The sequence below is a fragment of the Pseudomonas putida genome (assembly GCF_002906855.1).
In the GTDB taxonomy this organism is placed as follows: Bacteria; Pseudomonadota; Gammaproteobacteria; order Pseudomonadales; family Pseudomonadaceae; genus Aquipseudomonas; species Aquipseudomonas putida_N.
On record NZ_MINI01000028.1, the window covers coordinates 1,374,415 to 1,399,201 of the forward strand.

The 24,787-nt window shown below is 62.3% G+C and carries 27 protein-coding genes; all 27 read left to right on the forward strand.

The window, feature by feature from the left end; translation table 11 throughout:
- Positions 1–44: 44 nt before the first annotated feature.
- On the forward strand, positions 45–980 hold the full coding sequence (locus tag BGP85_RS06750; protein WP_103446475.1) for a ketoacyl-ACP synthase III: 936 nt from the start codon (positions 45–47) through the stop codon (positions 978–980).
- A 253-nt stretch (positions 981–1,233) separates the two neighbouring features.
- Entirely contained in the window at positions 1,234–2,076 is an 843-nt protein-coding gene (locus tag BGP85_RS06755; RefSeq protein WP_103446476.1) for a flagellin domain-containing protein, read from the forward strand.
- Between the two features lie 71 nt (positions 2,077–2,147).
- Positions 2,148–2,507 carry a flagellar protein FlaG gene (locus BGP85_RS06760; protein ID WP_103446477.1) on the forward strand — a complete coding sequence of 120 codons (360 nt, stop codon included), beginning with the start codon at positions 2,148–2,150 and terminating at the stop codon, positions 2,505–2,507.
- 78 nt (positions 2,508–2,585) lie between these two features.
- The gene (gene fliD / locus BGP85_RS06765) at positions 2,586–3,986 is read left to right on the forward strand and encodes a flagellar filament capping protein FliD (protein WP_103446478.1); all 1,401 of its coding nucleotides are present in this window, start codon (positions 2,586–2,588) and stop codon (positions 3,984–3,986) included.
- A gap of 134 nt (positions 3,987–4,120) precedes the next feature.
- Positions 4,121–4,516, forward strand: coding sequence for a flagellar export chaperone FliS (fliS, locus tag BGP85_RS06770; RefSeq protein ID WP_103446479.1), 396 nt, complete (start codon positions 4,121–4,123; stop codon positions 4,514–4,516).
- Positions 4,517–4,530: 14 nt separating this feature from the next.
- Entirely contained in the window at positions 4,531–4,827 is a 297-nt protein-coding gene (locus BGP85_RS06775) for a flagellar protein FliT (RefSeq protein WP_103446480.1), read from the forward strand.
- A gap of 167 nt (positions 4,828–4,994) precedes the next feature.
- Entirely contained in the window at positions 4,995–6,470 is a 1,476-nt protein-coding gene (gene fleQ / locus BGP85_RS06780) for a transcriptional regulator FleQ (RefSeq protein WP_103446481.1), read from the forward strand.
- Positions 6,471–6,611: 141 nt separating this feature from the next.
- On the forward strand, positions 6,612–7,829 hold the full coding sequence (locus BGP85_RS06785; protein ID WP_103446482.1) for a sensor histidine kinase: 1,218 nt from the start codon (positions 6,612–6,614) through the stop codon (positions 7,827–7,829).
- Positions 7,829–9,205, forward strand: a complete 1,377-nt coding sequence (locus tag BGP85_RS06790) for a sigma-54-dependent transcriptional regulator (RefSeq protein WP_103446483.1) — start codon at positions 7,829–7,831, stop codon at positions 9,203–9,205. The genes BGP85_RS06785 and BGP85_RS06790 overlap by 1 nt, the downstream gene beginning before the upstream one ends.
- A 107-nt stretch (positions 9,206–9,312) precedes the next feature.
- Positions 9,313–9,645, forward strand: a complete 333-nt coding sequence (fliE, locus tag BGP85_RS06795; RefSeq protein WP_103446484.1) for a flagellar hook-basal body complex protein FliE — start codon at positions 9,313–9,315, stop codon at positions 9,643–9,645.
- 15 nt (positions 9,646–9,660) lie between these two features.
- Positions 9,661–11,436: a flagellar basal-body MS-ring/collar protein FliF gene (gene fliF / locus BGP85_RS06800; RefSeq protein WP_103446485.1), complete on the forward strand. Its 1,776-nt coding sequence runs from the start codon at positions 9,661–9,663 to the stop codon at positions 11,434–11,436.
- Entirely contained in the window at positions 11,429–12,448 is a 1,020-nt protein-coding gene (gene fliG / locus BGP85_RS06805) for a flagellar motor switch protein FliG (protein WP_060508302.1), read from the forward strand. Before fliF ends, fliG begins: the two co-directional genes overlap by 8 nt.
- A 54-nt stretch (positions 12,449–12,502) precedes the next feature.
- Complete coding sequence (gene fliH / locus BGP85_RS06810; protein ID WP_103446486.1) at positions 12,503–13,264, forward strand: flagellar assembly protein FliH; 762 nt, start codon at positions 12,503–12,505, stop codon at positions 13,262–13,264.
- The gene (gene fliI / locus BGP85_RS06815; RefSeq protein ID WP_103446487.1) at positions 13,254–14,612 is read left to right on the forward strand and encodes a flagellar protein export ATPase FliI; all 1,359 of its coding nucleotides are present in this window, start codon (positions 13,254–13,256) and stop codon (positions 14,610–14,612) included. The genes fliH and fliI overlap by 11 nt, the downstream gene beginning before the upstream one ends.
- Positions 14,613–14,618: 6 nt before the next feature.
- Positions 14,619–15,071, forward strand: a complete 453-nt coding sequence (fliJ, locus tag BGP85_RS06820; protein ID WP_103446488.1) for a flagellar export protein FliJ — start codon at positions 14,619–14,621, stop codon at positions 15,069–15,071.
- Positions 15,072–15,240: 169 nt separating this feature from the next.
- The gene (locus BGP85_RS06825) at positions 15,241–15,546 is read left to right on the forward strand and encodes an STAS domain-containing protein (RefSeq protein WP_103446489.1); all 306 of its coding nucleotides are present in this window, start codon (positions 15,241–15,243) and stop codon (positions 15,544–15,546) included.
- A gap of 8 nt (positions 15,547–15,554) precedes the next feature.
- On the forward strand, positions 15,555–17,246 hold the full coding sequence (locus BGP85_RS06830) for a fused response regulator/phosphatase (protein ID WP_103446490.1): 1,692 nt from the start codon (positions 15,555–15,557) through the stop codon (positions 17,244–17,246).
- Between the two features lie 60 nt (positions 17,247–17,306).
- Positions 17,307–17,654 (forward strand): Hpt domain-containing protein, encoded by a 348-nt coding sequence (locus BGP85_RS06835; RefSeq protein WP_103446491.1) that lies wholly within the window; start codon positions 17,307–17,309, stop codon positions 17,652–17,654.
- A gap of 71 nt (positions 17,655–17,725) precedes the next feature.
- Positions 17,726–19,030, forward strand: a complete 1,305-nt coding sequence (locus BGP85_RS06840; protein WP_103446492.1) for a flagellar hook-length control protein FliK — start codon at positions 17,726–17,728, stop codon at positions 19,028–19,030.
- A 172-nt stretch (positions 19,031–19,202) separates the two neighbouring features.
- Complete coding sequence (fliL, locus tag BGP85_RS06845; RefSeq protein ID WP_103446493.1) at positions 19,203–19,700, forward strand: flagellar basal body-associated protein FliL; 498 nt, start codon at positions 19,203–19,205, stop codon at positions 19,698–19,700.
- 9 nt (positions 19,701–19,709) lie between these two features.
- A complete protein-coding gene (fliM, locus tag BGP85_RS06850) occupies positions 19,710–20,678 on the forward strand; it encodes a flagellar motor switch protein FliM (protein ID WP_027921190.1) in 969 nt (322 codons plus the stop codon).
- 47 nt (positions 20,679–20,725) lie between these two features.
- On the forward strand, positions 20,726–21,190 hold the full coding sequence (fliN, locus tag BGP85_RS06855) for a flagellar motor switch protein FliN (RefSeq protein WP_103448218.1): 465 nt from the start codon (positions 20,726–20,728) through the stop codon (positions 21,188–21,190).
- A 12-nt stretch (positions 21,191–21,202) separates the two neighbouring features.
- The gene (gene fliO / locus BGP85_RS06860; RefSeq protein WP_181004514.1) at positions 21,203–21,649 is read left to right on the forward strand and encodes a flagellar biosynthetic protein FliO; all 447 of its coding nucleotides are present in this window, start codon (positions 21,203–21,205) and stop codon (positions 21,647–21,649) included.
- Positions 21,649–22,404, forward strand: coding sequence for a flagellar type III secretion system pore protein FliP (fliP, locus tag BGP85_RS06865; protein WP_103446495.1), 756 nt, complete (start codon positions 21,649–21,651; stop codon positions 22,402–22,404). Before fliO ends, fliP begins: the two co-directional genes overlap by 1 nt.
- 21 nt (positions 22,405–22,425) lie before the next feature.
- Positions 22,426–22,695: a flagellar biosynthesis protein FliQ gene (gene fliQ, locus BGP85_RS06870; protein ID WP_103446496.1), complete on the forward strand. Its 270-nt coding sequence runs from the start codon at positions 22,426–22,428 to the stop codon at positions 22,693–22,695.
- Positions 22,696–22,702: 7 nt separating this feature from the next.
- Entirely contained in the window at positions 22,703–23,479 is a 777-nt protein-coding gene (gene fliR / locus BGP85_RS06875; protein WP_103446497.1) for a flagellar biosynthetic protein FliR, read from the forward strand.
- A gap of 2 nt (positions 23,480–23,481) precedes the next feature.
- Positions 23,482–24,624 carry a flagellar biosynthesis protein FlhB gene (flhB, locus tag BGP85_RS06880; RefSeq protein WP_103446498.1) on the forward strand — a complete coding sequence of 381 codons (1,143 nt, stop codon included), beginning with the start codon at positions 23,482–23,484 and terminating at the stop codon, positions 24,622–24,624.
- Positions 24,625–24,787 lie beyond the last annotated feature (163 nt).

The window sequence follows — 24,787 nt, forward strand, 5'->3', positions numbered from 1 at the left end:
CCACAGCAACCCTGAAATTCCGCCATATTCACTGGGAAGCCACAATGATTGGCATCAAAAGCATTGCGAGTTACGTGCCTGCTGAGGGCCTGGACAACTACGCTCAGGGTGCGAAATTCGGCAAGGAGCAGGATTTCATCTTCGGCAAGATCGGTTCGACCTTCTTGCCGCGCAAGGATGTAACCCAGGAAACCTCCGATTTGTGCGTCGAGGCCGCCAAAAATCTGTTCGCTGCCAATGCCACGCTGGACCCGGCATCCATTGATGCTGTGATCGTTGTCACTCAGAATGGTGATGCCGAAGGCTTGCCTCACACTGCTGCGATCGTACAGCACAAGTTGGGCTTGACCACTGCTGTCGCAGCCTTCGACATCTCTCTGGGTTGCTCGGGCTACGTATACGGCTTGTACGCCATGAAAGGCTTCATGGAGGCCGCCGGTCTGAAGAACGGCCTGCTGATCACCGCCGACCCCTACTCGAAGATCGTCGACCCCGAAGATCGCAACACCACCATGCTGTTTGGTGATGCGGCCACTGCTACCTGGATGGGTGAGGGGGCTACCTGGCAGCTTGGCAAGTCTCTGTTCGGCAGCGACGGTGCGGGCGCCGAGCATTTGCGTACTACCGATGGCAAGTTCTTCATGAACGGCCGCCAGGTCTACAACTTCGCCCTGGTCAAGGTGCCGGCGCACCTGCAGCAGTTGCTCGATGCCAGTGAGTTGAAGTCTGACGATATCGACCTGTATTGCCTGCATCAGGGCAGCGCAGCCATCGTCGATGCCGTATCGGCGCGTTTCGCTGAGGGCGAGCACAGGCATAAGTTCGTCAAGGACATGATCGAGACCGGCAACACGGTGTCGTCGAGCATTCCACTGTTGCTGGAAAAGCACGTGATGGGCTCGCAGCACCAGCGAGTGGCGCTCAGTGGCTTTGGTGTGGGGCTGTCCTGGGGCTCGGCAATCATTGAACGCCGTGACTGAACGCTCATCGCAGTGATTGACGCCGCCGCTTTCAGGCGGCGTTTTCTTTTCTGCGCTGCACGTTGGAGGCGCCTGTTATCTGGCGTCAACTCCTTGATTTCATTGGGCTGGCAGGATGCCAGTAATTTTTTTTTGAAAATCCCCTAAAGAAACCCGCCCTGACGAAGATAACTATTACGAAGGTTCTCTGTGCCACACCCGGCGAATTGCCAAGGCCGGAAGCCGTAGTACCCAATCCAACGAGGAATTCGTCATGGCTTTGACCGTCAACACCAACACCACCTCTCTGGGCGTTCAGAAAAACCTGAACCGTGCTTCCGATGCACTGAGCACCTCGATGACCCGTCTGTCCTCCGGCCTGAAAATCAACAGCGCCAAAGACGACGCCGCCGGCCTGCAGATCGCTACCCGCATGACCTCGCAGATCCGTGGTCAGACCATGGCAATCAAAAACGCCAACGACGGTATCTCCATCGCCCAGACCGCTGAAGGCGCGATGCAAGAGCAGACCAACATTCTGCAGCGTATGCGTGAACTGGCTGTTCAGGCTAACAACTCGTCCAACAGCACCGACGACCGTGCCGCTCTGAACAAAGAGTTCGCTTCGATGTCGGACGAGCTGACCCGTATCGCCAACAGCACCCAGCTGAACGGCAAGAACCTGCTGAACAGTGGCGTCACCATGAGCTTCCAGGTGGGTTCCAACACCGGCTCCGAGAACCAGATCAGCATCACCCTGGCTGACCTGACTGCTGCTACCCTGTCCGTAGACAGTGGTTCGATCGCCATTTCCGGTGCCGACAGCGACATCGCTGCTGCCTTCAGCGCCGCAGTCAACGCCATCGACTCCGCTCTGCAGACCATCAACAGCACCCGTGCTGACCTGGGTGCCGCTCAGAACCGTCTGACCAGCACCATCAACAACCTGCAGAACATCAACGAAAACGCCGAAGCCGCTCGTGGCCGTGTGCAGGACACCGACTTCGCCGCTGAAACTGCTCAAATGACCAAGCAGCAGACTCTGCAGCAAGCTTCGACCGCTGTTCTGGCCCAGGCCAACCAGCTGCCATCCGCTGTACTGAAGCTGCTTCAGTAATCGGTGATGGTGATTGGCGGGGGAGTGCACATTGAGGCGCTTCCCCGCCTTTTCATTGCGAGGTGGTGGACATGGACATGAGCGTCAAGCTGAACCTGTCTTACCCGGCCACACAAAAGGCCGAGCAGGTTGCCGAAAAACCGGTTGCACGGTCGACGGAAGCGAGTAAAACCGATGATGCACATAAAGACACGCAAACGGTGCACGATGCCGCCAAGGTCAAAAGTGCTGTCTCGGAGATCGAAAAGTTCCTGAAGGCGTCTCAGCGCAATCTGGAATTTTCCACGGATGAAGAATCCGGCAAGATAGTTGTCAGAGTCATCGCCAGCGACAGCGGTGAGCTGATTCGTCAGTTGCCCTCGGAAGAGGCCTTGCGGATCGCCCACAGTCTGAGCGATGTCAACAGTGTTCTGTTCGACGCCAAGGTATGATTGGCGGCGAACATCAATGAAGTGGTGTATGTCGGTCCGCAGGATTGGGGCTGACGCGCTGATGAGAGGGACAACAGCATGGCAAGCTCGATTATTCCCAGTACCGGTCTGGGTTCCGGTCTCAATATCACCGAGATCGTGACTGCTCTGGTCAAATCCGATACCGCGGCCAAACAGGCGCAGATCACTCGGCAGACCAGCAACAATACCGCGTACATTTCAGGAGTTGGCGCGCTGCGTAGTGCGCTTACGGCTTTCACCACGGCCATGTCCAAGCTGAATGACAGTACCGCGCCGTCATTCAACGCTTTTGCCGCGACTTCCGCGAGCGACTCCATCGTCAAGGCTACCGCCAGCAACACAGCTGTTGCTGGTACTTACAATATCGAAGTGAAAAACCTTGCCACCGGCTCCAAGGTGGCGAGCCAGGCCTTTACCGGCGGGGCAGCGACTGCCATCCCTGAAGGTGACCTGATAATCAGTCAGGGTGATAAGGATTACACCGTCAAGGTGGGGGCGGGCGCTACGCTGCAGAGCGTGCGCGACCAGATCAACAAGGAACTGGGTGCCAACGGGCTCTCCGCCAACATTATCACCGGCGCCGACGGCGCGCGATTGGTGCTTGGCTCCACGACCACCGGCGCTGAAACTGACATTTCGGTGAGCGGTATTACCGAGCTGGCGATCGACGGAACGAAGTCCATGGCGGATAACGGTGCGGGCTTCATCACTGCTGTCGCCAAGGACGCCGTTGTCATGATTGATGGGCTCGAGGTGAAAAGCGCCACGAACACCATCAGCGATGCCATCAGTGGTATCAAGCTTGATCTGACCGGGGCCAGCGCGACCGGCGTGACGACCAAGGTGACGGTCGCTGCGAATAACGATGGTCTCAAGACTTCGATTCAAAGCTTTGTCGATGCGTACAACACGCTGCAGAAGGCCATCACTTCGCTGACCAGCACCAGTACCGATGATGATGGCAATACGGTGCTGGGTTCTCTGACCAACGACCCGACCACGCGCTCGTTGTTGCGCGATGTTCGCAGTGTGTTGTCGGAGGTAGGTGCGGGTGACCAATTGACCACGCTGAGTCAGCTGGGTATCAATACCCAGAAAGATGGCACGCTCGAGTTCAACAGCAGCAAGTTCACCGCTGCGATGAACGACAAGAAACTGGGCGGCGAAGTGCAAAACCTGTTCACTGGCACTAATGGCCTGTTCGAGCGCATGAACAAGGCCATCGACCCGTATAACGCCGTTGACGGCAGTTTGGCAACGCGCAAGGCGAGCCTGGACAAGGTTGCCAAGAACCTCAGCGACCAGCAGGCCGCTCTTGATCGCCGTACCGACTCGCTGACCGAGTCGTTGACCAAGAAGTACGTGGCGCTGGATACGGCTTTGGGCAAGATGAAGGCCCAAGCCGATCAGATCACCTCGATTTTCGAGGCGATCAACGCACAAGCTAAGAAGTCCTGATTTTCCGAGTTCTGCCAAAAGCCCGGCGGCGTCCCCAGGATGCCCCGGGCTTTTGGCTTTTTCCCTAAAGTTTTTTGACGTCCCGGCGATACACAGGGTACAAGCAACCTTTTTCGCAGCAACGAGGTAGATCCATGAACCCGATGTTGGCCCTTCGGCAATACCAGAAAGTCAACGGCGTGGCCCAGACATCCGAAGCCAGCCCTCACCGCCTGGTGCAAATGCTCATGCAAGGCGGGCTTGACCGTATGGCCCAGGCCAAGGGTGCAATCGCGCGCAATGATATTGCCCAGAAGGGCATCCTGATCGGCAAGGCCATCGATATCATCGGTGGTCTGCGCGAAGGTCTGGATCTGGAAAACCAGGCGGAAACCCTCGCAGAACTGGACAGCCTGTACACCTACATGAGCCGCCGCCTGATCGAGGCCAATGCCAAGAGCGACCCCGCCATCATCGACGAAGTCGCGCGTCTGCTCATTACCGTCAAGGAAGGTTGGGACGCAATCGGCGACCAGTCGTCGGCTTCCTGAGCAAGGAGGATGACATGAACGATGTGATCACCCGTATCGAACAGACCCGTCAGTTGCTGCTGACGGCGCTGGAAAAGCGCGATTGGGATGCCGTGGGCGAGCTGGACCTGGAATGCCGCCTGCGCATCAGCGATGTGCTGGGTGAGGCCCAGGGCCAGGAAGCGGATGTTCGCGACAGCCTGGAACAGCTGCTCGACGTTTACCGGCAATTAATCGACGTTGCAAGTGGCGAGCGTCAATCAATAGTCGACGAGATGACGCAAATCCGTCAGGCGAAAAACGCCGCCAAGGTATACCATCTGTTCAGTTGACCACAGATGAACAGAAAGCCGTGCGCCATTAATTTGACTGCACGGGTTTTTTTGACTTTACTAGTGGCTGTTTTCGAATTTCAGACGTCCGAACACTGACCATTCAGTCGGAGATGTCGAGCATGCCCTGATAAGGGCGCCGATATGACTAGGGAAGTTGCTATTGCATGTGGCGTGAAACCAAGATTCTCCTGATCGATGACGACAGCGCCCGCCGCCGCGATCTGGCGGTGGTCCTGAACTTTCTCGGCGAAGATAACCTCCCATGCTCCAGCCAGGATTGGCAGCAGGTCGTAGGGAGCCTGTCTTCGAGTCGTGAAGTGCTCTGCGTGCTCATCGGTACCGTCAATGCCCCGGGCAGTGTCCTCGGGCAGCTTAAGACAGTGGCTGGTTGGGATGAGTTCCTTCCGGTTCTGCTGATTGGTGAAATTTCTTCTGCCGACTACCCGGAAGAGTTGCGCCGTCGGGTTCTGTCCAACCTCGAGATGCCGCCGAGCTACAGCCAGCTGCTCGATTCGCTGCACCGTGCCCAGGTCTACCGCGAGATGTACGACCAGGCCCGTGAGCGCGGTCGTCAGCGCGAGCCTAACCTGTTCCGCAGCCTGGTCGGCACCAGCCGTGCCATCCAGCATGTGCGGCAGATGATGCAGCAGGTGGCCGATACCGATGCCAGCGTGCTGATCCTCGGTGAGTCAGGCACTGGCAAGGAAGTGGTGGCGCGCAACCTGCACTACCACTCCAAGCGCCGCGAAGCGCCGTTCGTGCCGGTCAACTGCGGAGCGATCCCGGCCGAGTTGCTGGAAAGCGAACTGTTCGGCCATGAGAAGGGCGCCTTTACCGGTGCGATCACCAGCCGTGCCGGGCGATTCGAGCTGGCCAACGGCGGTACTCTGTTCCTTGACGAAATTGGCGACATGCCGCTGCCGATGCAGGTCAAGCTGTTGCGTGTGCTGCAGGAGCGCACCTTTGAGCGCGTGGGCAGCAACAAGACCCAGAGCATCGATGTGCGCATCATTGCGGCGACCCACAAGAACCTCGAAACCATGATCGAGGACGGGACCTTCCGCGAAGACCTTTACTACCGCCTCAATGTGTTCCCGATCGAGATGGCGCCACTGCGCGAGCGCGTGGAAGACATCCCGTTGCTGATGAACGAGCTGATCTCGCGCATGGAGCACGAGAAGCGCGGTTCGATCCGCTTCAACTCGGCCGCGATCATGTCGCTGTGCCGCCACGGCTGGCCGGGCAACGTCCGCGAGCTGGCCAACCTGGTCGAGCGCATGGCGATCATGCATCCGTACGGGGTGATCGGGGTGTCGGAGCTGCCGAAGAAGTTCCGCTATATCGACGATGAAGACGAGCAGCTGGTCGACAGCCTGCGCAGTGATCTCGAAGAGCGCGTGGCGATCAACGGGCACACACCGAACTTCAGCAACCATGCGATGTTGCCACCGGAGGGGCTGGACCTGAAGGATTACCTTGGCAGCCTCGAGCAGGGTCTGATCCAGCAGGCGCTGGACGATGCCAACGGGATCGTTGCACGCGCGGCTGAACGTTTGCGCATTCGCCGTACCACCCTGGTCGAGAAGATGCGCAAGTACGGCATGAGCCGCCAGGGCGGCGAGGACCAGGCGGAAGACTGATTCCGCTTGTGCCGGCCTCTTCGCGAGCTTGCCCGCGAAGAGGTTGGGCCTGTAAGCGCTAATCCCCATCCCCGGCACGGCTATTGCTACACCGCTGGCAACATACCGTTTTTATGACGGTCAGCCACGCGAGAGAGCACGATGCCCCAGGCCGCCCACTTTTCCCGAGTCCCCGATCTGCAGGGGCGTACCCCGGTCGAACAGGAGAGTCGACAGGGGCTGGAGCAGGCGTTTGCCCTGTTCAATCAGGTTTCCAGCCAGCTCAACCAGTCCTACAGCATGCTCGAAGCCCGCGTCAGCGAGCTCAAGGGTGAGCTGGCGGTGGTCGGCGCGCAGCGCATGGCCGAGCTGAACGAAAAGGAACGCCTGGCCAACCGCCTGCAGAACCTGCTCGACCTGCTGCCAGGCGGGGTGATCGTGATCGATGACCAAGGCTTGGTGCGTGAAGCCAATCCCGCGGCCTGCGAAATGCTCGGCGAGCCTGTGGTCGGCCAGTTGTGGCGCCAGGTGATTGCGCGCAGCTTCGCCCCGCGCAAGGACGATGGCCATGAGGTCTCGCTGCGCGATGGCCGCCGCCTGTCGATCGCCACCCGCTCGCTGGACGCCGAGCCTGGCCAGCTGGTGTTGCTCAACGACCTGACTGAAACCCGCCGCCTGCAGGACCAGTTGGCCCGGCATGAGCGCCTGTCTTCACTGGGGCGTATGGTCGCCTCGCTGGCGCACCAGATTCGGACGCCGTTGTCGGCGGCGATGCTCTATGCCAGCCACCTGGCCGATAGCGAGCGTGAGCTCGCGCCAGAAACCCGCCAGCGCTTTGCTGGCAGCCTCAAGGAGCGCCTGCACGAGCTGGAGCACCAGGTGCGCGACATGCTGGTGTTTGCCCGTGGCGAGCTGCCGCTGGGTGATCGGTTGACCCCCAAGGCTTTGTTCCAGGCCCTGCAGCAAGCGGCTCAGCCCCATGTGCAAGGGCATGCCGTGCGCTGGCAGTGCGACAGCCACCTGGGCGAGTTGCTGTGCAATCGCGACACCCTGGTCGGCGCCTTGCTCAACCTGATCGAGAACGCCCTGCAGGCCAGTGACAGCCCGGCCCGGCTCAAGGTGCACCTGTTCCGCCGCGAGCGCACCTTGCACCTGAATATCAGCGATGCCGGCAGTGGCATCGATGCCGAGCTGCTGGGGCGCCTGGGCGAACCGTTCCTGACCACCAAGGCCACCGGCACCGGGCTTGGGCTGGCGGTGGTCAAGGCCGTGGTGCGTGCGCACCAGGGCAAGTTGCAGCTGCGCTCGAAGGTCGGGCGTGGCACCTGTGTAAAGGTTGAGCTGCCGTTGATCGACGGGCAGGCAACGGAGGTCGTGTGATGGCAATCAAGGTGCTGCTGGTCGAGGATGACCGCGTATTGCGCCAGGCGCTGAGCGATACCCTGGAGATCGGTGGCTTCGCCTTTGATGCGGTCGGTAGCGCCGAAGAGGCGCTGCAGGCAGTGGAGGGCGAGTCTTACAGCCTGGTGGTCAGTGACGTGAACATGCCGGGCATGGATGGGCATCAGTTGCTGGCGCAGCTGCGCCGTCATCAACCCCAGTTGCCGGTGTTGCTGATGACCGCCCACGCGGCCGTCGAGCGTGCCGTGGAGGCCATGCGCCAAGGGGCGGCGGATTATCTGGTCAAGCCATTCGAGCCCAAGGCTTTGCTGAGCTTGGTCGAGCGCCATGCTGCCGGGCGCCTGGCGGCGACCGACAATGAGGGGCCGGTGGCCTGCGAGCCCGCCAGTCGACAGTTGCTGGAGCTGGCTGCGCGGGTGGCGCGCAGCGACTCGACCGTGCTCATTTCCGGTGAGTCGGGTACTGGCAAGGAAGTGCTGGCGCGCTATATCCACCAGCAGTCGCCGCGGGCGGCGCAGCCGTTCGTGGCGATCAACTGCGCGGCGATCCCGGACAACATGCTCGAGGCCACGCTGTTCGGCCACGAGAAGGGGGCCTTCACTGGCGCCATTGCCGCCCAGGCCGGCAAGTTCGAGCAGGCCGAGGGTGGCACCTTGCTGCTCGACGAGATTTCCGAGATGCCCCTTGGGCTGCAGGCCAAGCTGCTGCGCGTGTTGCAGGAGCGCGAGGTGGAACGGGTTGGCGGGCGCAAGCCGATCGCCCTGGACATCCGGGTGCTGGCCACCAGCAACCGCGACATGGCAGGTGAAGTGGCGGCAGGGCGCTTTCGCGAAGACCTGTACTACCGCCTTTCGGTTTTCCCGCTGGCCTGGCAACCGCTGCGCGAGCGCAGTGGCGATATCCTGCCGCTGGCCGAACGCCTGCTGGCGCGCCACGTGGCGAAGATGAAGCACGCGCCGGTGCGGTTGTCTGCCGAGGCGCGCGCCTGCCTGCAGGCGCATGCCTGGCCGGGCAACGTACGCGAGCTGGACAACGCCTTGCAGCGGGCGTTGATCTTGCAGCAGGGCGGGGTGATCGAGGCGGCGGATTTTTGTCTGGCAGGCGCCATTCCATTGTCGGCTGGGGTAGTTGCCACTATATCGCCATCATCTGCTGAGGTGGTGGTTGATTCGGGTGGCCTGGGCGACGATATGCGTCGTCATGAATTCCAGATGATCATCGACACCCTGCGTGCCGAGCGTGGGCGGCGCAAGGAAGCTGCCGAAAAGCTGGGCATCAGCCCGCGTACATTGCGCTACAAACTGGCGCAGATGCGTGATGCCGGGCTCGACGTGGAAGCCAGTCTGTTCGGTTGAAGACAGTCATTTATATGTTTGCGGTTCGGGCTGGCACATGAGTTGCTAGTTCAGGGCTATCCGCCGCATGAGTGTCAAAAAAATGCGGCCGCCGGAGAGAGAAGGTCATGAGCCAAGGTGTTGAATTCAATCGTCTGATGTTGGACATGCGGGCCATGCAGGCCGATGCCATGTCGCTGCCCAAAGCCACCGTTGCCCCCGAGCTGGCGCCTGGCCAAAGCACCTTTGCCGACATGCTCGGCCAGGCCATCGGCAAGGTCAGCGAGACCCAGCAGGCGTCAACCCAGCTCGCCAATGCCTTCGAGATCGGCAAGAGCGGTGTCGACCTGACTGACGTGATGATCGCCTCGCAGAAAGCCAGCGTGTCCATGCAGGCGTTGACTCAGGTGCGCAACAAGCTGGTCCAGGCGTACCAGGACATCATGCAGATGCCGGTTTGAGGACGGAAGTAAGTCATGGCTGAAGCAGTCGTCGATAACGCCCCCGCCAAGAGCGGTGCGCCAGGTTCCAAGCCAGCGCGGTTCAACATGGCGTTCCTGGAAAACATCTCGCAGATGCCCATGCTGCGTCAGGTCGGCCTGCTGGTCGGATTGGCGGCGAGCGTGGCGATCGGCTTCGCCGTGGTGCTGTGGTCGCAGCAGCCGGATTACCGGCCGCTGTACGGCAGCTTGGCCGGCATGGACACCAAGCAGGTCATGGATACCTTGGCCTCCGCAGACATCCCCTATCACGTCGAGCCCAACTCCGGCGCTCTGCTGGTCAAGGCCGACGACCTCTCCCGTGCGCGCCTGAAACTGGCAGCGGCCGGCGTGGCGCCGAGCGATGGCAATGTCGGCTTCGAGCTGCTCGACAAAGAGCAGGGGCTTGGCACCAGCCAGTTCATGGAAGCCACCCGTTATCGCCGCAGCCTGGAAGGTGAGCTGGCGCGTACCGTTTCCAGCCTGAACAACGTCAAGGCCGCTCGCGTGCACCTGGCGATCCCGAAAAGCTCGGTGTTCGTGCGTGACGAGCGCAAGCCAAGCGCCTCGGTACTGGTTGAGCTGTATCCGGGCCGTTCGCTGGAAGCCGGTCAGGTGATGGCCATCGTCAACCTGGTCGCCACCAGTGTGCCCGAGCTGGACAAGTCGCAAGTCACCGTGGTTGACCAGCGCGGCAATTTGCTTTCCGAGCAGCTGCAGGACACCGCGCTGACCATGGCCGGCAAGCAGTTCGACTACAGCCGCCGCATGGAAGGCATGCTGACTCAGCGTGTGCACAACATCCTGCAGCCGGTGCTTGGCAATGACCGCTACAAGGCAGAAGTGTCCGCCGACCTGGATTTCAGTGCGGTCGAGTCGACCTCCGAGCAGTTCAACCCGGACCAGCCGGCGCTGCGCAGCGAACAGGCGGTCAACGAACAACGCGCCAGCAGCCAGGGCCCGCAGGGCGTGCCGGGCGCGCTGAGCAACCAGCCGCCAGGCCCGGCGTCGGCGCCGCAAACCACCGGTGGCGCTGCGGCGCCGGCCGGTGCCATCCAGCCAGGTCAGCCACTGGTGGATGCCAATGGCCAGCAGATCATGGACCCGGCTACCGGCCAGCCGATGCTGGCCCCGTACCCGTCGGACAAACGTGAGCAGACCACCAAGAACTTCGAACTGGACCGTTCCATCAGCCACACCCGCCAGCAGCAAGGTCGCCTGACCCGCCTGTCGGTGGCGGTGGTGGTCGACGACCAGGTCAAGGTCGATGCCAAAGGCGAAACCACCCGTGCCCCATGGGGTGCCGAAGACCTGGCGCGCTTCACGCGCCTGGTACAGGACGCGGTGGGCTTCGATGCCAGCCGTGGCGACAGCGTGACCGTGATCAACGTGCCGTTCGCCGCCGACCGTGGCGAAGAGATCGCCGATATCGCGTTCTACCAGCAACCGTGGTTCTGGGACATCGTCAAGCAGGTGCTGGGCGTGCTGTTCATCCTGGTGCTGGTGTTCGGTGTGCTGCGTCCGGTCCTCAACAACATCACCGGTGGCGGCAAGCAGGCTGCTGCGGACAGCGACATGGAACTGGGCGGGATGATCGGTCTGGATGGCGAACTGGCCAACGACCGTGTCAGCCTCGGTGGCCCGTCAAGCATTCTGTTGCCGAGCCCGACCGAGGGTTACGAAGCACAGCTCAACGCAATCAAAGGCCTGGTGGCCGAAGACCCGGGCCGCGTAGCCCAGGTCGTCAAAGAGTGGATCAACGCCGATGAGTGACAATCGAGCCATTACCGCCAAGCTGAGCCGTGTCGACAAGGCCGCGATCCTGCTGCTGTCGCTCGGTGAGACCGATGCTGCACAAGTGCTGCGGCACATGGGCCCTAAGGAAGTGCAGCGGGTCGGTGTGGCGATGGCGCAGATGGGCACCGTGCATCGTGATCAGGTCGAGCAGGTGATGAGCGAGTTCGTCGAGATCGTCGGCGACCAGACCAGCCTGGGCGTCGGCTCTGATGCCTACATTCGCAAGATGCTCAACCAGGCCCTGGGCGAGGACAAGGCCAACGGCCTGGTCGATCGCATCCTGCTCGGTGGCAACACCAGCGGCCTGGACAGCCTCAAGTGGATGGAGCCACGTGCCGTGGCCGATGTGATCCGCTACGAGCACCCGCAGATCCAGGCCATCGTGGTCGCCTACCTCGACCCCGACCAGGCCGGTGAAGTGCTGAGCAACTTCGACCACAAGGTGCGCCTGGACATCGTGCTGCGCGTGTCGTCGCTCAATACCGTGCAACCGGCGGCGCTCAAGGAGCTGAACCAGATCCTCGAGAAGCAGTTCTCGGGCAACTCCAATGCGGCGCGCACCACCCTGGGCGGTATCAAACGCGCTGCCGACATCATGAACTTCCTCGACAGCTCGGTGGAAGGTGCACTGATGGACGCGATCCGCGAGATCGACAGCGACCTGTCGGAGCAGATCGAAGACCTGATGTTTGTCTTCAACAACCTGGCCGATGTCGACGATCGCGGCATCCAGGCGCTGCTGCGCGAAGTGTCGTCCGATGTGCTGGTGGTGTCGCTCAAGGGTGCCGACGAGCGGGTCAAGGACAAGATCTTCAAGAACATGTCCAAGCGTGCTTCCGAGCTGCTGCGCGACGACCTCGAGGCCAAGGGCCCGGTGCGCGTCAGCGACGTGGAAACGGCGCAGAAGGAGATCCTCACCATCGCCCGACGCATGGCCGAGGCCGGCGAGATTGTGCTCGGCGGCAAGGGTGCCGAGGAAATGATCTGATCCACAGGCCCCTGATATGTGCAGGGGCCTTGTTGGTTTTGAGTAGCTGAAAACATGCCCACCAAAGAATCCCATCCCAGCGACCTGATCCGTGCCCGCGACCTCGAGGGCGTCGATGTCTGGGCGCTGCCCAGCTTCGACCCGGAGCCTGAGCCGGAACCCGAGCCCGAGCCGGAAGTCGTCGAAGAAGTCGAAGAGGTGCCGCTGGAAGAAGTCCAGCCGCTGACCCTCGAAGAACTCGAAGCGATCCGCCAGGAGGCCTACAACGAAGGCTTCGCCACCGGCGAGCGTGAGGGCTTTCACAGCACGCAACTGAAGGTGCGCCAGGAGGCCGAGGAGGCGCTCGCCGTCAAGCTGGCCAGCCTGGAGCAGCTGATGGGGCATCTGCTGGAGCCGATCGCCGAGCAGGACACGCAGATCGAGCGCAGCATGGTGCATCTGGTTGCTCACATGGCGCGCCAGGTCGTCGGCCGGGAGCTGCGCAGCGACTCCAGGCAGATTACCCAGGTGCTGCGCGAAGCGCTGAAGCTGCTGCCGATGGGGGCCGACAACATTCGCATCCACCTCAATCCGCAGGATTTCGAGCTTGCCAAGGCCTTGCGCGAACGCCATGAGGAGAGCTGGAAGCTGCTCGAAGACGAAGCCCTGCTGCCAGGCGGCTGCCGCATCGAGACGCTGCACAGCCGCATCGACGCGACCATGGAAACCCGCATCGAAAAAGCCGTGGCGCAACTGTTCGACCAGCTGCACGACCAGGCCCTGCACCCGGCGGCGGCGGACATGTCGGTCGAACTGGACACCCGCGATGCGCCTTGACCGCACCAGCTTTGGCAAGCGCCTGGGGGGCTACGCCGAGGCGATCGAGCTACCGGTGCAGCCGGTGGTCGAAGGTCGCCTGTTGCGCATGGTCGGCCTCACCCTCGAAGCCGAAGGTTTGCGCGCCGCGGTGGGCGGGCGTTGCCTGGTGATCAACGACGACAGCTACCACCCGGTGCAGGTCGAAGCCGAGGTGATGGGCTTTGCCGGCAACAAAGTATTCCTGATGCCGGTGGGCAGCATTGCCGGCATCGCGCCAGGTGCGCGCGTGGTGCCGCTGGACGACAGTGGTCGTCTGCCCATGGGCATGAGCATGCTCGGCCGGGTGCTCGACGGTGCCGGGCGCGCCCTCGACGGCAAGGGCGGCATGCGTGCCGAAGACTGGGTGCCGATGGACGGTCCGATCATCAACCCGCTCAACCGTGACCCGATCAGCACGCCGCTGGACGTGGGCATTCGCAGCATCAACGGCCTGCTCACCGTCGGTCGCGGCCAGCGCCTGGGGCTTTTCGCAGGTACCGGTGTGGGTAAATCGGTGTTGCTGGGCATGATGACCCGCTTCACCGAGGCGGACATCATCGTGGTTGGCCTGATCGGCGAGCGGGGTCGCGAAGTCAAGGAATTCATCGAGCACATCCTCGGCGAGGAGGGGCTCAAGCGCTCGGTGGTGGTGGCATCGCCTGCTGACGATGCGCCACTGATGCGCTTGCGCGCCGCCATGTACTGCACGCGCATTGCCGAGTACTTCCGCGACAAGGGCAAGAACGTCCTGCTGCTGATGGACTCGCTGACCCGTTTTGCCCAGGCCCAGCGCGAAATTGCCCTGGCCATCGGCGAGCCGCCGGCCACGCGTGGCTACCCGCCGTCGGTGTTCGCCAAGCTGCCCAAACTGGTGGAGCGCGCCGGTAACGGCGAACCCGGCGGTGGTTCGATCACCGCCTTCTATACCGTGTTGTCCGAGGGCGATGACCAGCAAGATCCGATCGCCGACTCGGCGCGGGGCGTGCTCGACGGCCACTTCGTGCTGTCGCGGCGCCTGGCCGAGGAAGGTCATTATCCGGCCATCGACATCGAGGCCTCGATCAGCCGGGTCATGCCGCAGGTGGTGGATGCCGACCACTTGCGCCAGGCGCAGAAATTCAAGCAACTGTGGTCGCGCCTGTCCCAGAGCCGCGACCTGATCAGCGTGGGCGCCTATGTCGCCGGCGGCGATCCGGAAACCGACCTGGCCATTGCCTTGCAGCCCAGGCTGGTGGACTTCCTGCGCCAGGGCCTGGACGAGAATGTCGGCATGGGCCAGAGCCGCGACGAACTGGGGGCGATCTTCACGCCTCCAGCAAAGGGCTGATAGGCCATGAGCCTGCCCGGTCGTGCCACGCGCCTGGCCCCTGTGGTCAACATGGCCGAAGAGGCGGAGCGCAAGGCTGCCCAGCGCGTGGGGCACTTCCAGCAGCAGGTGGTTCAGGCTCAGGCCAAGCTGACCGAGCTGGAATCGTTCCGCGAAGGTTACCAGGCGCAGTGGATCAATCGTGGCGGGCAAGGGGTGAATGGTAGTTGGCTGCTCAACTACCAGCGCTTCCTGGCCCAGCTGGAAACAGCCATGACCCAGCAGCGGCAAAGCCTGGCCTGGCATGAGAACAACCTGAAGAATGCCCGTGGCACCTGGCAGCAGGCCTATGCCCGGGTGGAAGGGTTGCGCAAGCTGGTGCAGCGCTACATGGACGAGGCGCGGCGGGCTGAAGACAAGCGCGAGCAGCGCTTGCTGGACGAACTGTCGCAGCGTTTGCCCAGGCAGGGACATATGTAAGCTGTACCGGCCTCTTCGCGGGGCAAGCCCGCTCCTACAGGAACGCGTGATCCCCTGTAGGAGCGGGCTTGCCCCGCGAAGAGGCCGGTACAGGCTTGCCTTGCCAGTCCTGCCACGGGCTGCTAAACCTTGAAGAGTTGCATTCGCCATCATCGAAGGAATCGCTAGCATGGCAGTCGAGACTGATTTTTCGCAGGACGGGAAAAAGCTCACGATCAAGGTCAAGGGGCGTTTCGATTTCGGCAAGCATCAGGAATTCCGTGATGCCTACGAACGCCAGCCTGACAGGCCCGACTCAGTGGTGGTCGACCTGAAGGACGCCACCTATCTGGACAGCTCTGCGCTGGGCATGCTGCTGTTGCTGCGTGATCATGCCGGCGGTGACGACTCGGACGTGCGCGTGGTGCATGCCAGCTCCGACGTGCGCAAGATCCTGGCCATTTCCAATTTCGAAAAACTGTTCGACATCAGTTGAGTGCCCAGATGCCGGCCGAACAGGCATTGACCGTGCTGGTGGCCGAGGACGGGGCGGTCGACCGCCTGCTGCTGGCGCAGATCGTCCGTCGCCAGGGCCATCATGTGTACACGGCGGAAAATGGCGAGCAGGCCGTGGCGCTGTTTGCCGAGAAGCGCCCGCAGCTGGTGTTGCTCGACGCCTTGATGCCGGTGATGGATGGTTTCGAGGCGGCGCGGCAGATCAAGGCGCTGGCCGGCGAGGCGCTGGTGCCGATCATCTTCCTGACTTCGCTGAACGAGGAGGATGCACTGGTGCGTTGCCTGGAGGCCGGGGGCGACGACTTCATGGCCAAGCCCTACAGTGCGGTGATCCTCGCTGCGAAGATCCGCGCCATGGACCGCCTGCGCCGCTTGCAGGCGACCGTGCTCGAGCAGCGGGATCAGATCACCCGTCACCATCACCACTTGCTCAATGAGCAGCGGGTGGCCAAGGCGGTGTTCGACAAGGTCGCGCATTCCGGCTGTATCACGGCGCCGAACATCCGTTACCTTCAGTCACCTTATGCGCTGTTCAATGGCGACTTGCTGCTGGCCGCGTTCACCCCGTCCGGTGACATGCATGTGCTGCTGGGGGATTTCACCGGCCATGGCCTGCCGGCCGCAGTTGGCGCGATGCCGCTGGCGGAAGTGTTCTACGGCATGACTGCGAAAGGCTACGGCCTGGCGCAGATGCTCCGCGAGATGAATGCCAAGCTCAAGCGCATCCTGCCCGTGGACATGTTCTGCTGCGCGCTGCTGCTCAACCTGAGTGTGCAGCGCGGTGCGGTGGAGGTGTGGAATGGCGGCATGCCGGACGGCTACCGGCTGTCGGCCGACGGCGAAGTGCTCGGCTGCCTGGGTTCGCGTCATCTGCCGCTGGGCATCCTGGCACCGGAGCGCTTCGATGACAGCACCGAAGTGCTGCCGTTGGCGGCGGGAGAGCGGCTGCTGCTGCTGTCCGATGGCGTGGTTGATACCGCAGATGAGCAGGAACGCCTGTTCGGAGTCGAGCGCCTGCGCGAGGTGCTGGCCGCCAATCGTGACCCGGCGCAGTTGTTCGATGAAGTGATGCATGCCCTGGAACATTTCGGCGGGCGGCCTCGGGATGACATCAGTCTGTGTGACATTCGCATGTTCAGTAGCGAAGACCGGGTGCCTGCGCCGACTCTGTATTCCGACAGCGGGCGCTCCAGCCCGCTGGACTGGGTGCTGGGGTTCGAGTTGCGTGGCGAAAGCCTCAAGCGATTCAACCCGGTGCCTTACCTGGTGCAGTTGTTGCAGGAAATACACGGACTGCGACCGCGTACCGGCGCCTTGCACAGTGTGCTCAGCGAGTTGTATTCCAATGCCCTGGAGCATGGTGTGCTGGGCCTGGACTCACGGCTCAAGCGTGATGTACAGGGGTTTGCCAACTACTATCAGGAGCGGGCCCGGCGCCTGGTGGTGTTGGCTGAGGGCTTCGTGCGCATCGACCTGAAGGTGGAACCCTCGGGGGCGGGTGGGCGTCTCACCATCGAGGTCCGCGACAGTGGTGCGGGGTTCGACGTGCAGCGCGTATTGTCGCGTCCGTCCCATGAACAGCAATTGAGCGGGCGCGGGCTGAACCTGGTGCAGCGGCTTGGCAGCCGTGCCGAGTGGAGTGAAGGCGGCCGCTGTGCGCGCGTTCAGTTCGATTGGTGATGCGTATGGAGGGCCGCGGGGCGGCTCAGGCATAATCCGGCTTGATCAAGGAGTGAACAAGTGACTGACATGCATATCGATCACAAGGTACTCAGCGAGCTACAGGAGGTCATGGAAGATGGCTACCTGCAGCTGCTGGAAACCTTTCTGGAAGATTCCGAGCAGCGTTTGAGCCAGCTGCATGAGGCCAAGAGCGCCGATGAGCTCGGCATGGCCGCGCACAGCTTCAAGGGCAGCAGCAGCAACATGGGGGCTGTCGGCCTTGCCCGGTTGTGCCAGCAGCTTGAAGAGCGCGTGAAGGTGCGGCCGCTGTATGGCATCGAAGACCTGATCCACCGGATCGACGAGGAATACCTGGAGGTGCAGTGCTTCTATCGCAGCGAGCGTGAGCGCGTTTCGGCTAATTGATGGAAAGTTGGCGCGAGTTTTGCCTCTCCATGGCCAGATGATATTTCAGTTTCTGGCGCGGAGACCGCTCAATGCCTGTCGCACCTAACCCTTTGTTGCAAGCCAGCTCCCTGAGCAAGCCGTCGAACGCGGGCTCCTCGCGGGTGGACAAGCCGCTGCAGGTGGCGGGCGGACTAGGCGGCGGCTTCGATCAGGTCATGGCGGGGCAGGCGCGTGACAAGACACCCGCTCGCAATGACAAGGTTGCTCAGCCCAATCCAAAGGACAAACCCGACGTTGCCCAGGGCGGCAAGAAGCAGGCCGACGACAAACCGACGGTTGCCGATGGCGGCAACAAATTGCCAGCAGACGATGCGTCGCAGGCCACCGATGCTGCAGCCACCAGCGACTCAGGCTCGCTCGATGCCAATCTGGTGGCGGGGCAGGTGACCGATGCGCAGCCCGGTGCGCAGTTGCTGCAGGCCCAGGCCGAAGCAGTGGCGCCGGTGTTGCAGGCGGCTATCCAGCAGCCTCCGGCGGCAGCGGTTGCCGAGCCATTGCCCGAGCAGCCCGAGGGCGAAGCCTTCGATCCGGATGCCGACCCCTTGGCCAACCTGCCAACGTTGCGCCTGGCCCTGGAGCAGAACGCCCAGGCCAAAGGCACGACGTCGGCGCACGCTGCCGAACCTGGCAAAACCCGGTCCGATGATGGGCAGGCGGCCGTCAATCCGTTGGCGACCCTGATCGAGAAGGTCGAGGGCGAGGCAGGAAAGTCCGAGACCGGCGACAAGGCTTTTGGCGCGTTGCTTGAAGACGGGCTCAAGGACACCAAGAGCGCCAGTAGCGATACCCGTGTCGATGACTTCGCCAACCGCCTGGCCAGCCTGACCCAGGCCGTTACCGCCAAGACCGCCAATGCCGTGCCGGTCAGCGCCAACCCGCTCCATCAGCCATTGCAGATGAACCAGGGCGCGTGGGCCGAGGGCTTGGTCAATCGGGTCATGTACCTGTCCAGCCAGAACCTGAAGTCGGCGGACATCCAGCTGGAGCCCGCTGAGCTCGGGCGCCTCGATATCCGGGTCAATGTCGCGACCGACCAGTCTACCCAGATCACCTTCGTCAGTGGCCATGCGGGTGTGCGTGATGCGCTGGACAGCCAGGTTTATCGCCTGCGCGAGCTGTTTGCCCAGCAGGGGCTGGCACAGCCGGACGTGAATGTCGCCGACCAGTCGCGCCAGCAACAGCAGCAGGCGCAACAGGATGGCTCGCAGCTGTCCGGGGTGGCCGCGCGCCGGGCGCAGGGTGGTGAGGGCGAGCAGAGTGGGCTGGGCGAGGCCTCCCGGGCTGTCGAGCAGCAGGTAGTCATTGGCGACAGTGCGGTCGATTACTACGCCTGATGGAGCTGACTTGGGATCTGCAGCGCCGGTGAGATTGAGCGCCGCCCGCGCGGCGCGTCGCGAGCTGCGCTCGATCGCAAAGGCGACACACCTCTCGAACCAAACATGGCATAACACTTGCTCAAGCCACGTCATCCTCCTTTGAAACCCCGATGGACGACGGATTATTGGCATGGCGAAGAGCGACGCAGTGAAAGACCCCGCCGCAAAAGGCAAACTCAAGCTGATCCTGCTGCTGGTGCTGGCCCTGCTGCTGGCAGTCGGCCTGTCGGTGGGTGCCACCTGGTTCATCATGCACAAGAGTGAATCGGCACCGGCCCCTGAAGCGGCCGCCACCACCGTCAAGGCCCCTGCGATCTACGTGCCGCTGGCGCCTGCCTTCGTGGTCAACTTCAACCAGAACGGCCGTCAGCGCTACATGCAGCTGAGCATCACCATGCAAGGCCGTAGTCAGGCCGACCTGGATGCACTCTCGGTGCACATGCCGGTGATCCGCAACAACTTGGTGATGATGTTCTCCGGGCAGGGCTTCGACACCCTGGCGGCCAGTTCGGTTGGGCAGGAGATGCTGCGTCAGAAAGCCACCGCGGTGGTCCAGGAAGTGGCGCAGAAGGAAGTCGGCAAGCCGGTGGTCGACCAGCTGCTGTTCACCAATTTCGTATTGCAGTAGGAGTCCGCAATGGCCGTACAGGACCTGCTGTCCCAGGATGAGATCGATGCCCTGTTGCATGGCGTCGACGATGGTCTGGTACAGACCGAGAGCGTTGCCGAGCCTGGCAGCATCAAAAGCTACGACCTGACCAGCCAGGATCGGATCGTGCGGGGTCGCATGCCGACCCTGGAAATGATCAACGAGCGTTTCGCCCGCTACACCCGCATCAGCATGTTCAACCTGCTGCGCCGCTCTGCGGATGTGGCGGTAGGCGGCGTGCAGGTGATGAAGTTCGGCGAGTACGTGCATTCGCTGTACGTGCCGACCAGCCTCAACCTGGTCAAGATCAAGCCACTGCGTGGCACCGCGCTGTTCATTCTCGACGCCAAGCTGGTGTTCAAGCTGGTGGACAACTTCTTTGGTGGTGACGGCCGTCACGCCAAGATCGAGGGTCGCGAATTCACCCCCACCGAACTGCGCGTGGTGCGCATGGTGCTGGACCAGTGCTTCGTCGACCTCAAGGAAGCCTGGCAGGCGATCATGCCGGTCAACTTCGAGTACATGAACTCCGAGGTCAACCCGGCCATGGCCAACATCGTCGGCCCGAGCGAGGCGGTGGTGGTGTCGACCTTCCATATCGAACTGGACGGTGGTGGCGGCGACCTGCATGTGACCATGCCCTATTCGATGATCGAGCCGGTGCGGGAAATGCTCGATGCCGGCTTCCAGTCCGACCTCGACGACCAGGACGAGCGCTGGGTCAAGGCCCTGCGCGAGGACGTGCTGGACGTCTCCGTGCCGCTGACCGCCACGGTTGCCCGCCGCCAGCTGAAGCTGCGCGACATCCTGCACATGCAGGCCGGCGACGTGATCCCGGTGGAGCTGCCCGAGCACTTGGTACTGCGCGCCAATGGCGTGCCGTCGTTCAAGGCGCGCCTGGGCTCGCACAAGGGCAACCTGGCCCTGCAGATCATCGACCCGATCGAGCGCCGCTGAACGCGTGCCGGTCGCTCTTAAAGAATTGAATGCCTGTCGAGGACATCATGGCTAACGAAAACGAGATCACTTCCCCGGAAGACCAGGCCTTGGCCGATGAATGGGCTGCGGCCCTGGAAGAAACCGGTGATGCCGGCCAGTCCGATATTGACGCGCTGCTCGCCGGTGACGGCGGCAAGCCCGGTGCCGGTCGCCTGCCGATGGAAGAGTTTGCAAGCTCGCCGCGGCCGAACGAGAACGTCAGCCTCGAAGGCCCGAACCTGGATGTCATCCTGGACATTCCGGTAAGCATTTCCATGGAAGTGGGCAGTACCGAAATCAACATCCGCAACCTGCTGCAGCTCAACCAGGGTTCGGTGATCGAGCTCGATCGCCTGGCCGGTGAGCCGCTCGATGTGCTGGTCAATGGCACGCTGATCGCCCATGGCGAAGTGGTCGTGGTCAACGAGAAGTTTGGCATCCGCCTGACCGACGTGATCAGCCCCAGCGAACGTATCAAGAAGCTGCGCTGAGTGAAGGGCACGATGCGGGCCGTGATGGCCCTGGCCACGCTACTGGTCAGCGACCTGGCCATCGCCGCCGCCACGCCTGCAGCCAGCCCGGCTGCGGCGCCGGCCGCTGCGCCTGGCAGCCTGGGTGGGCAGCTGGCGCAGATGGTGTTTGGCCTGTTGCTGGTGGTGGGGCTGATCTTCTTCCTGGCCTGGGCGCTGCGCCGCATGCAGGGCGCCACGCCCAAGGGCGGCCAGGTGATCGAGGTCGTCGGCAGTCGCGTCATCGGCCCGCGTGACCGGCTGTTGCTGGTGCAGGTCGGCAAGGAGCAGATCCTCATCGGCCATACCCCCGGCAGCATCGAGGCCTTGCATGTGCTGGCCGAGCCCGTCGAAGTGCCCGCCAGCGCCCGCCAGGCGACGCCGGAATTTGCCCAGCGGCTGATGGAGCTGATGGGCAAGGATCAGAAGGACAAGAAGTGATGAGCAGCGCGCTGCGCATTGTAGTGACCCTGGCGCTGCTGCTGGCCGCGCCGCTGGCCCTGGCCGCCGACCCGCTGTCGATCCCGGCCATCACCCTGTCCAACACTGCGGACGGGCAGCAGGAGTATTCGGTCAGCCTGCAGATCCTGCTGATCATGACGGCGCTGAGCTTCATTCCTGCGTTCGTCATCCTGATGACCAGCTTCACCCGCATCATCATCGTGTTCTCGATCCTGCGTCAGGCCCTGGGCCTGCAGCAGACGCCCTCGAACCAGGTGCTGACCGGCATGGCGCTGTTCCTGACCATGTTCATCATGGCGCCGGTGTTCGACCGAGTGAATCAGGATGCTTTGCAGCCGTACCTGAGCGAGAAGATGACGGCCCAGCAGGCCATCGAGAAGGCCCAGGGCCCGCTCAAGGACTTCATGCTGGCGCAGACCCGGCAGAGCGACCTCGACCTGTTCATGCGCCTGTCCAAGCGCACCGACATCGCCGGCCCCGACCAAGTCCCGCTGACGATCCTGGTGCCGGCGTTCGTCACTTCGGAGTTGAAAACCGCGTTCCAGATCGGCTTCATGATCTTCATCCCGTTCCTGATTATCGACATGGTGGTGGCCAGTGTGCTGATGGCCATGGGTATGATGATGCTGTCGCCGCTGATCATCTCGCTGCCATTCAAGATCATGCTGTTCGTCCTGGTCGATGGCTGGGCGCTGATCATGGGTACCTTGGCCGGCAGTTTCGGCGGCGTCTGACGCCGCCAAGGAGAGCCCTGCATGACACCTGAAGTTGCTGTCGACCTGTTCCGTGACGCGCTGTGGCTGACCACCCTGATGGTTGCCATCCTGGTGATACCGAGCCTGCTGATCGGCCTGATCGTGGCGATGTTCCAGGCGGCCACGCAGATCAACGAGCAGACCTTGAGCTTCCTGCCGCGCCTGCTGGTGATGCTGGTCACACTGATCGTCGCCGGGCCCTGGCTGGTGCAGAAGTTCATGGAGTACATCACCGGCCTGTACACCAGCATCCCGCAGCTGATCGGTTGAACCTGCCATGCTGGAGCTGACCGACGCGCAGATTGGCACATGGGTTGCCACCTTCATCCTGCCGCTGTTCCGGGTGACTGCGGTGCTGATGACCATGCCGATCTTCGGTACGCGCATGCTGCCGGCGCGCATCCGCCTTTACGTGGCGGTGGCCATCACTGTGGTGATTGTGCCGGCTCTGCCGCCGTTGCCCGAATTCGACCCGCTGAGTCTGCGCGGCCTGCTGTTGTGTGGCGAGCAGGTCATTGTTGGCGCGTTGTTCGGTTTCTCCCTGCAGTTGCTGTTCCAGGCCTTCGTCATTGCTGGGCAGATCGTCGCCGTGCAGATGGGCATGGCTTTCGCCTCCATGGTCGACCCGGCCAACGGGGTCAACGTGGCCGTGATCAGCCAGTTCATGACCATGCTGGTGAGTGTGTTGTTCCTGCTGATGAATGGTCATCTGGTGGTGTTCGAGGTCTTGACCGAAAGCTTCACCACCTTGCCGGTGGGGCACGCGCTGGTAGTCGGTCAGTTCTGGGAAATGGTCGGGCGTTTGAGCTGGGTATTCGGTGCTGGCCTGTTGCTGATCCTGCCAGCGATCACCGCGCTGCTGGTGGTAAACATCGCGTTTGGTGTGATGACCCGTGCCGCGCCGCAGTTGAACATCTTCTCCATCGGCTTCCCGCTGACGCTGGTGCTGGGTATGGGCATCTTCTGGGTGGGCTTGGCCGATATTCTTTCTCACTACCAGGCGTTGGCCAGTGAAGCGCTGCAGTGGCTGCGTGAAATGGCAAGGGCGCGCTGAGCATGGCTGAAAGCGAGAGCGGTCAGGACAAGACGGAAGAACCTACCGACAAGCGCAAGCGGGATGCGCGTGAAAAAGGTGAAATCGCCCGTTCCAAGGAGCTCAATACGGTCGCTTCGACGCTTGCTGGCGCGGGCGCTCTGTTGGCGTTTGGCGGCAATCTGGCAGAAACGCTGATGACGTTGATGCAGCTGAATTTCTCGCTGACACGCGAGGTGATTACCGATGAGCGGTCGATGGGGATGTTTCTGCTGGCGTCGGGCAAGATGGCCATCTGGGCGGTGCAGCCGATTCTCATGCTGCTGTTTGTGATCGCATTCGTGTCACCCATTGTCCTCGGCGGGTTCATCTTTTCCGGGAGCCTGTTGCAGCCAAAGTTCAGCCGGATGAACCCGTTGTCGGGCATCAAGCGCATGTTCTCGCTGAACTCGCTGACCGAACTGCTCAAGGCGATGGCCAAGTTCTTCGTGATCCTGATCGTTGCGCTGGTGGTGTTGGGCAATGATCGCCAGGCACTGCTGGCAATCGCGAACGAGCCACTGGAGCAGGCGATCATCCACAGTGTCCAGGTGGTCGGTTGGAGTGCTTTGTGGATGGCGGCCGGGTTGCTGCTGATTGCCGCCGCGGACGTGCCGTTCCAGCTGTGGCAGACCCACAAGAAGCTGAAGATGACCAAGCAGGAGATCAAGGACGAGTACAAGGACAGCGAAGGCAAGCCCGAGGTCAAGCAGCGCATCCGCCAGCTGCAGCGAGAGGTGTCGCAGCGGCGCATGATGGCCGCCGTGCCTGAGGCTGACGTGATTATCACCAACCCGACGCATTATGCCGTGGCCCTGCAATACGACCCGGAGAAGGGTGGGGTGGCGCCGTTGCTGGTGGCCAAGGGCACCGATTTCATCGCCTTGAAGATTCGCGAGATCGGCGTCGAGCACAAGATCCAGATTCTCGAATCGCCGGCCCTGGCGCGGGCGATCTACTACTCCACCGAGGTCGAGGGGGAAATCCCGGCGGGGCTGTACCTGGCGGTGGCGCAGGTGCTGGCCTATGTGTTCCAGATTCGCCAGTACCGCGCTGGCAAGGGCAAGCAGCCTGAGCCGCTTAAAGAAGACCTGCCGATTCCGCCTGATCTGCGTCGCGACAACTGATTCCAGCCTGTACCGGCCTCTTCGCGGGGCAAGCCCGCTCCTGCAGGTTCAGTGCAAATCCCGGATGTGGCGCAAATCCTGTAGGAGCGGGCTTGCCCCGCGAAGAGGCCGGTACAGGCAACATAAATCCATAGTCGAGCAAAGTTGGAAAGCTTCTTGCAAA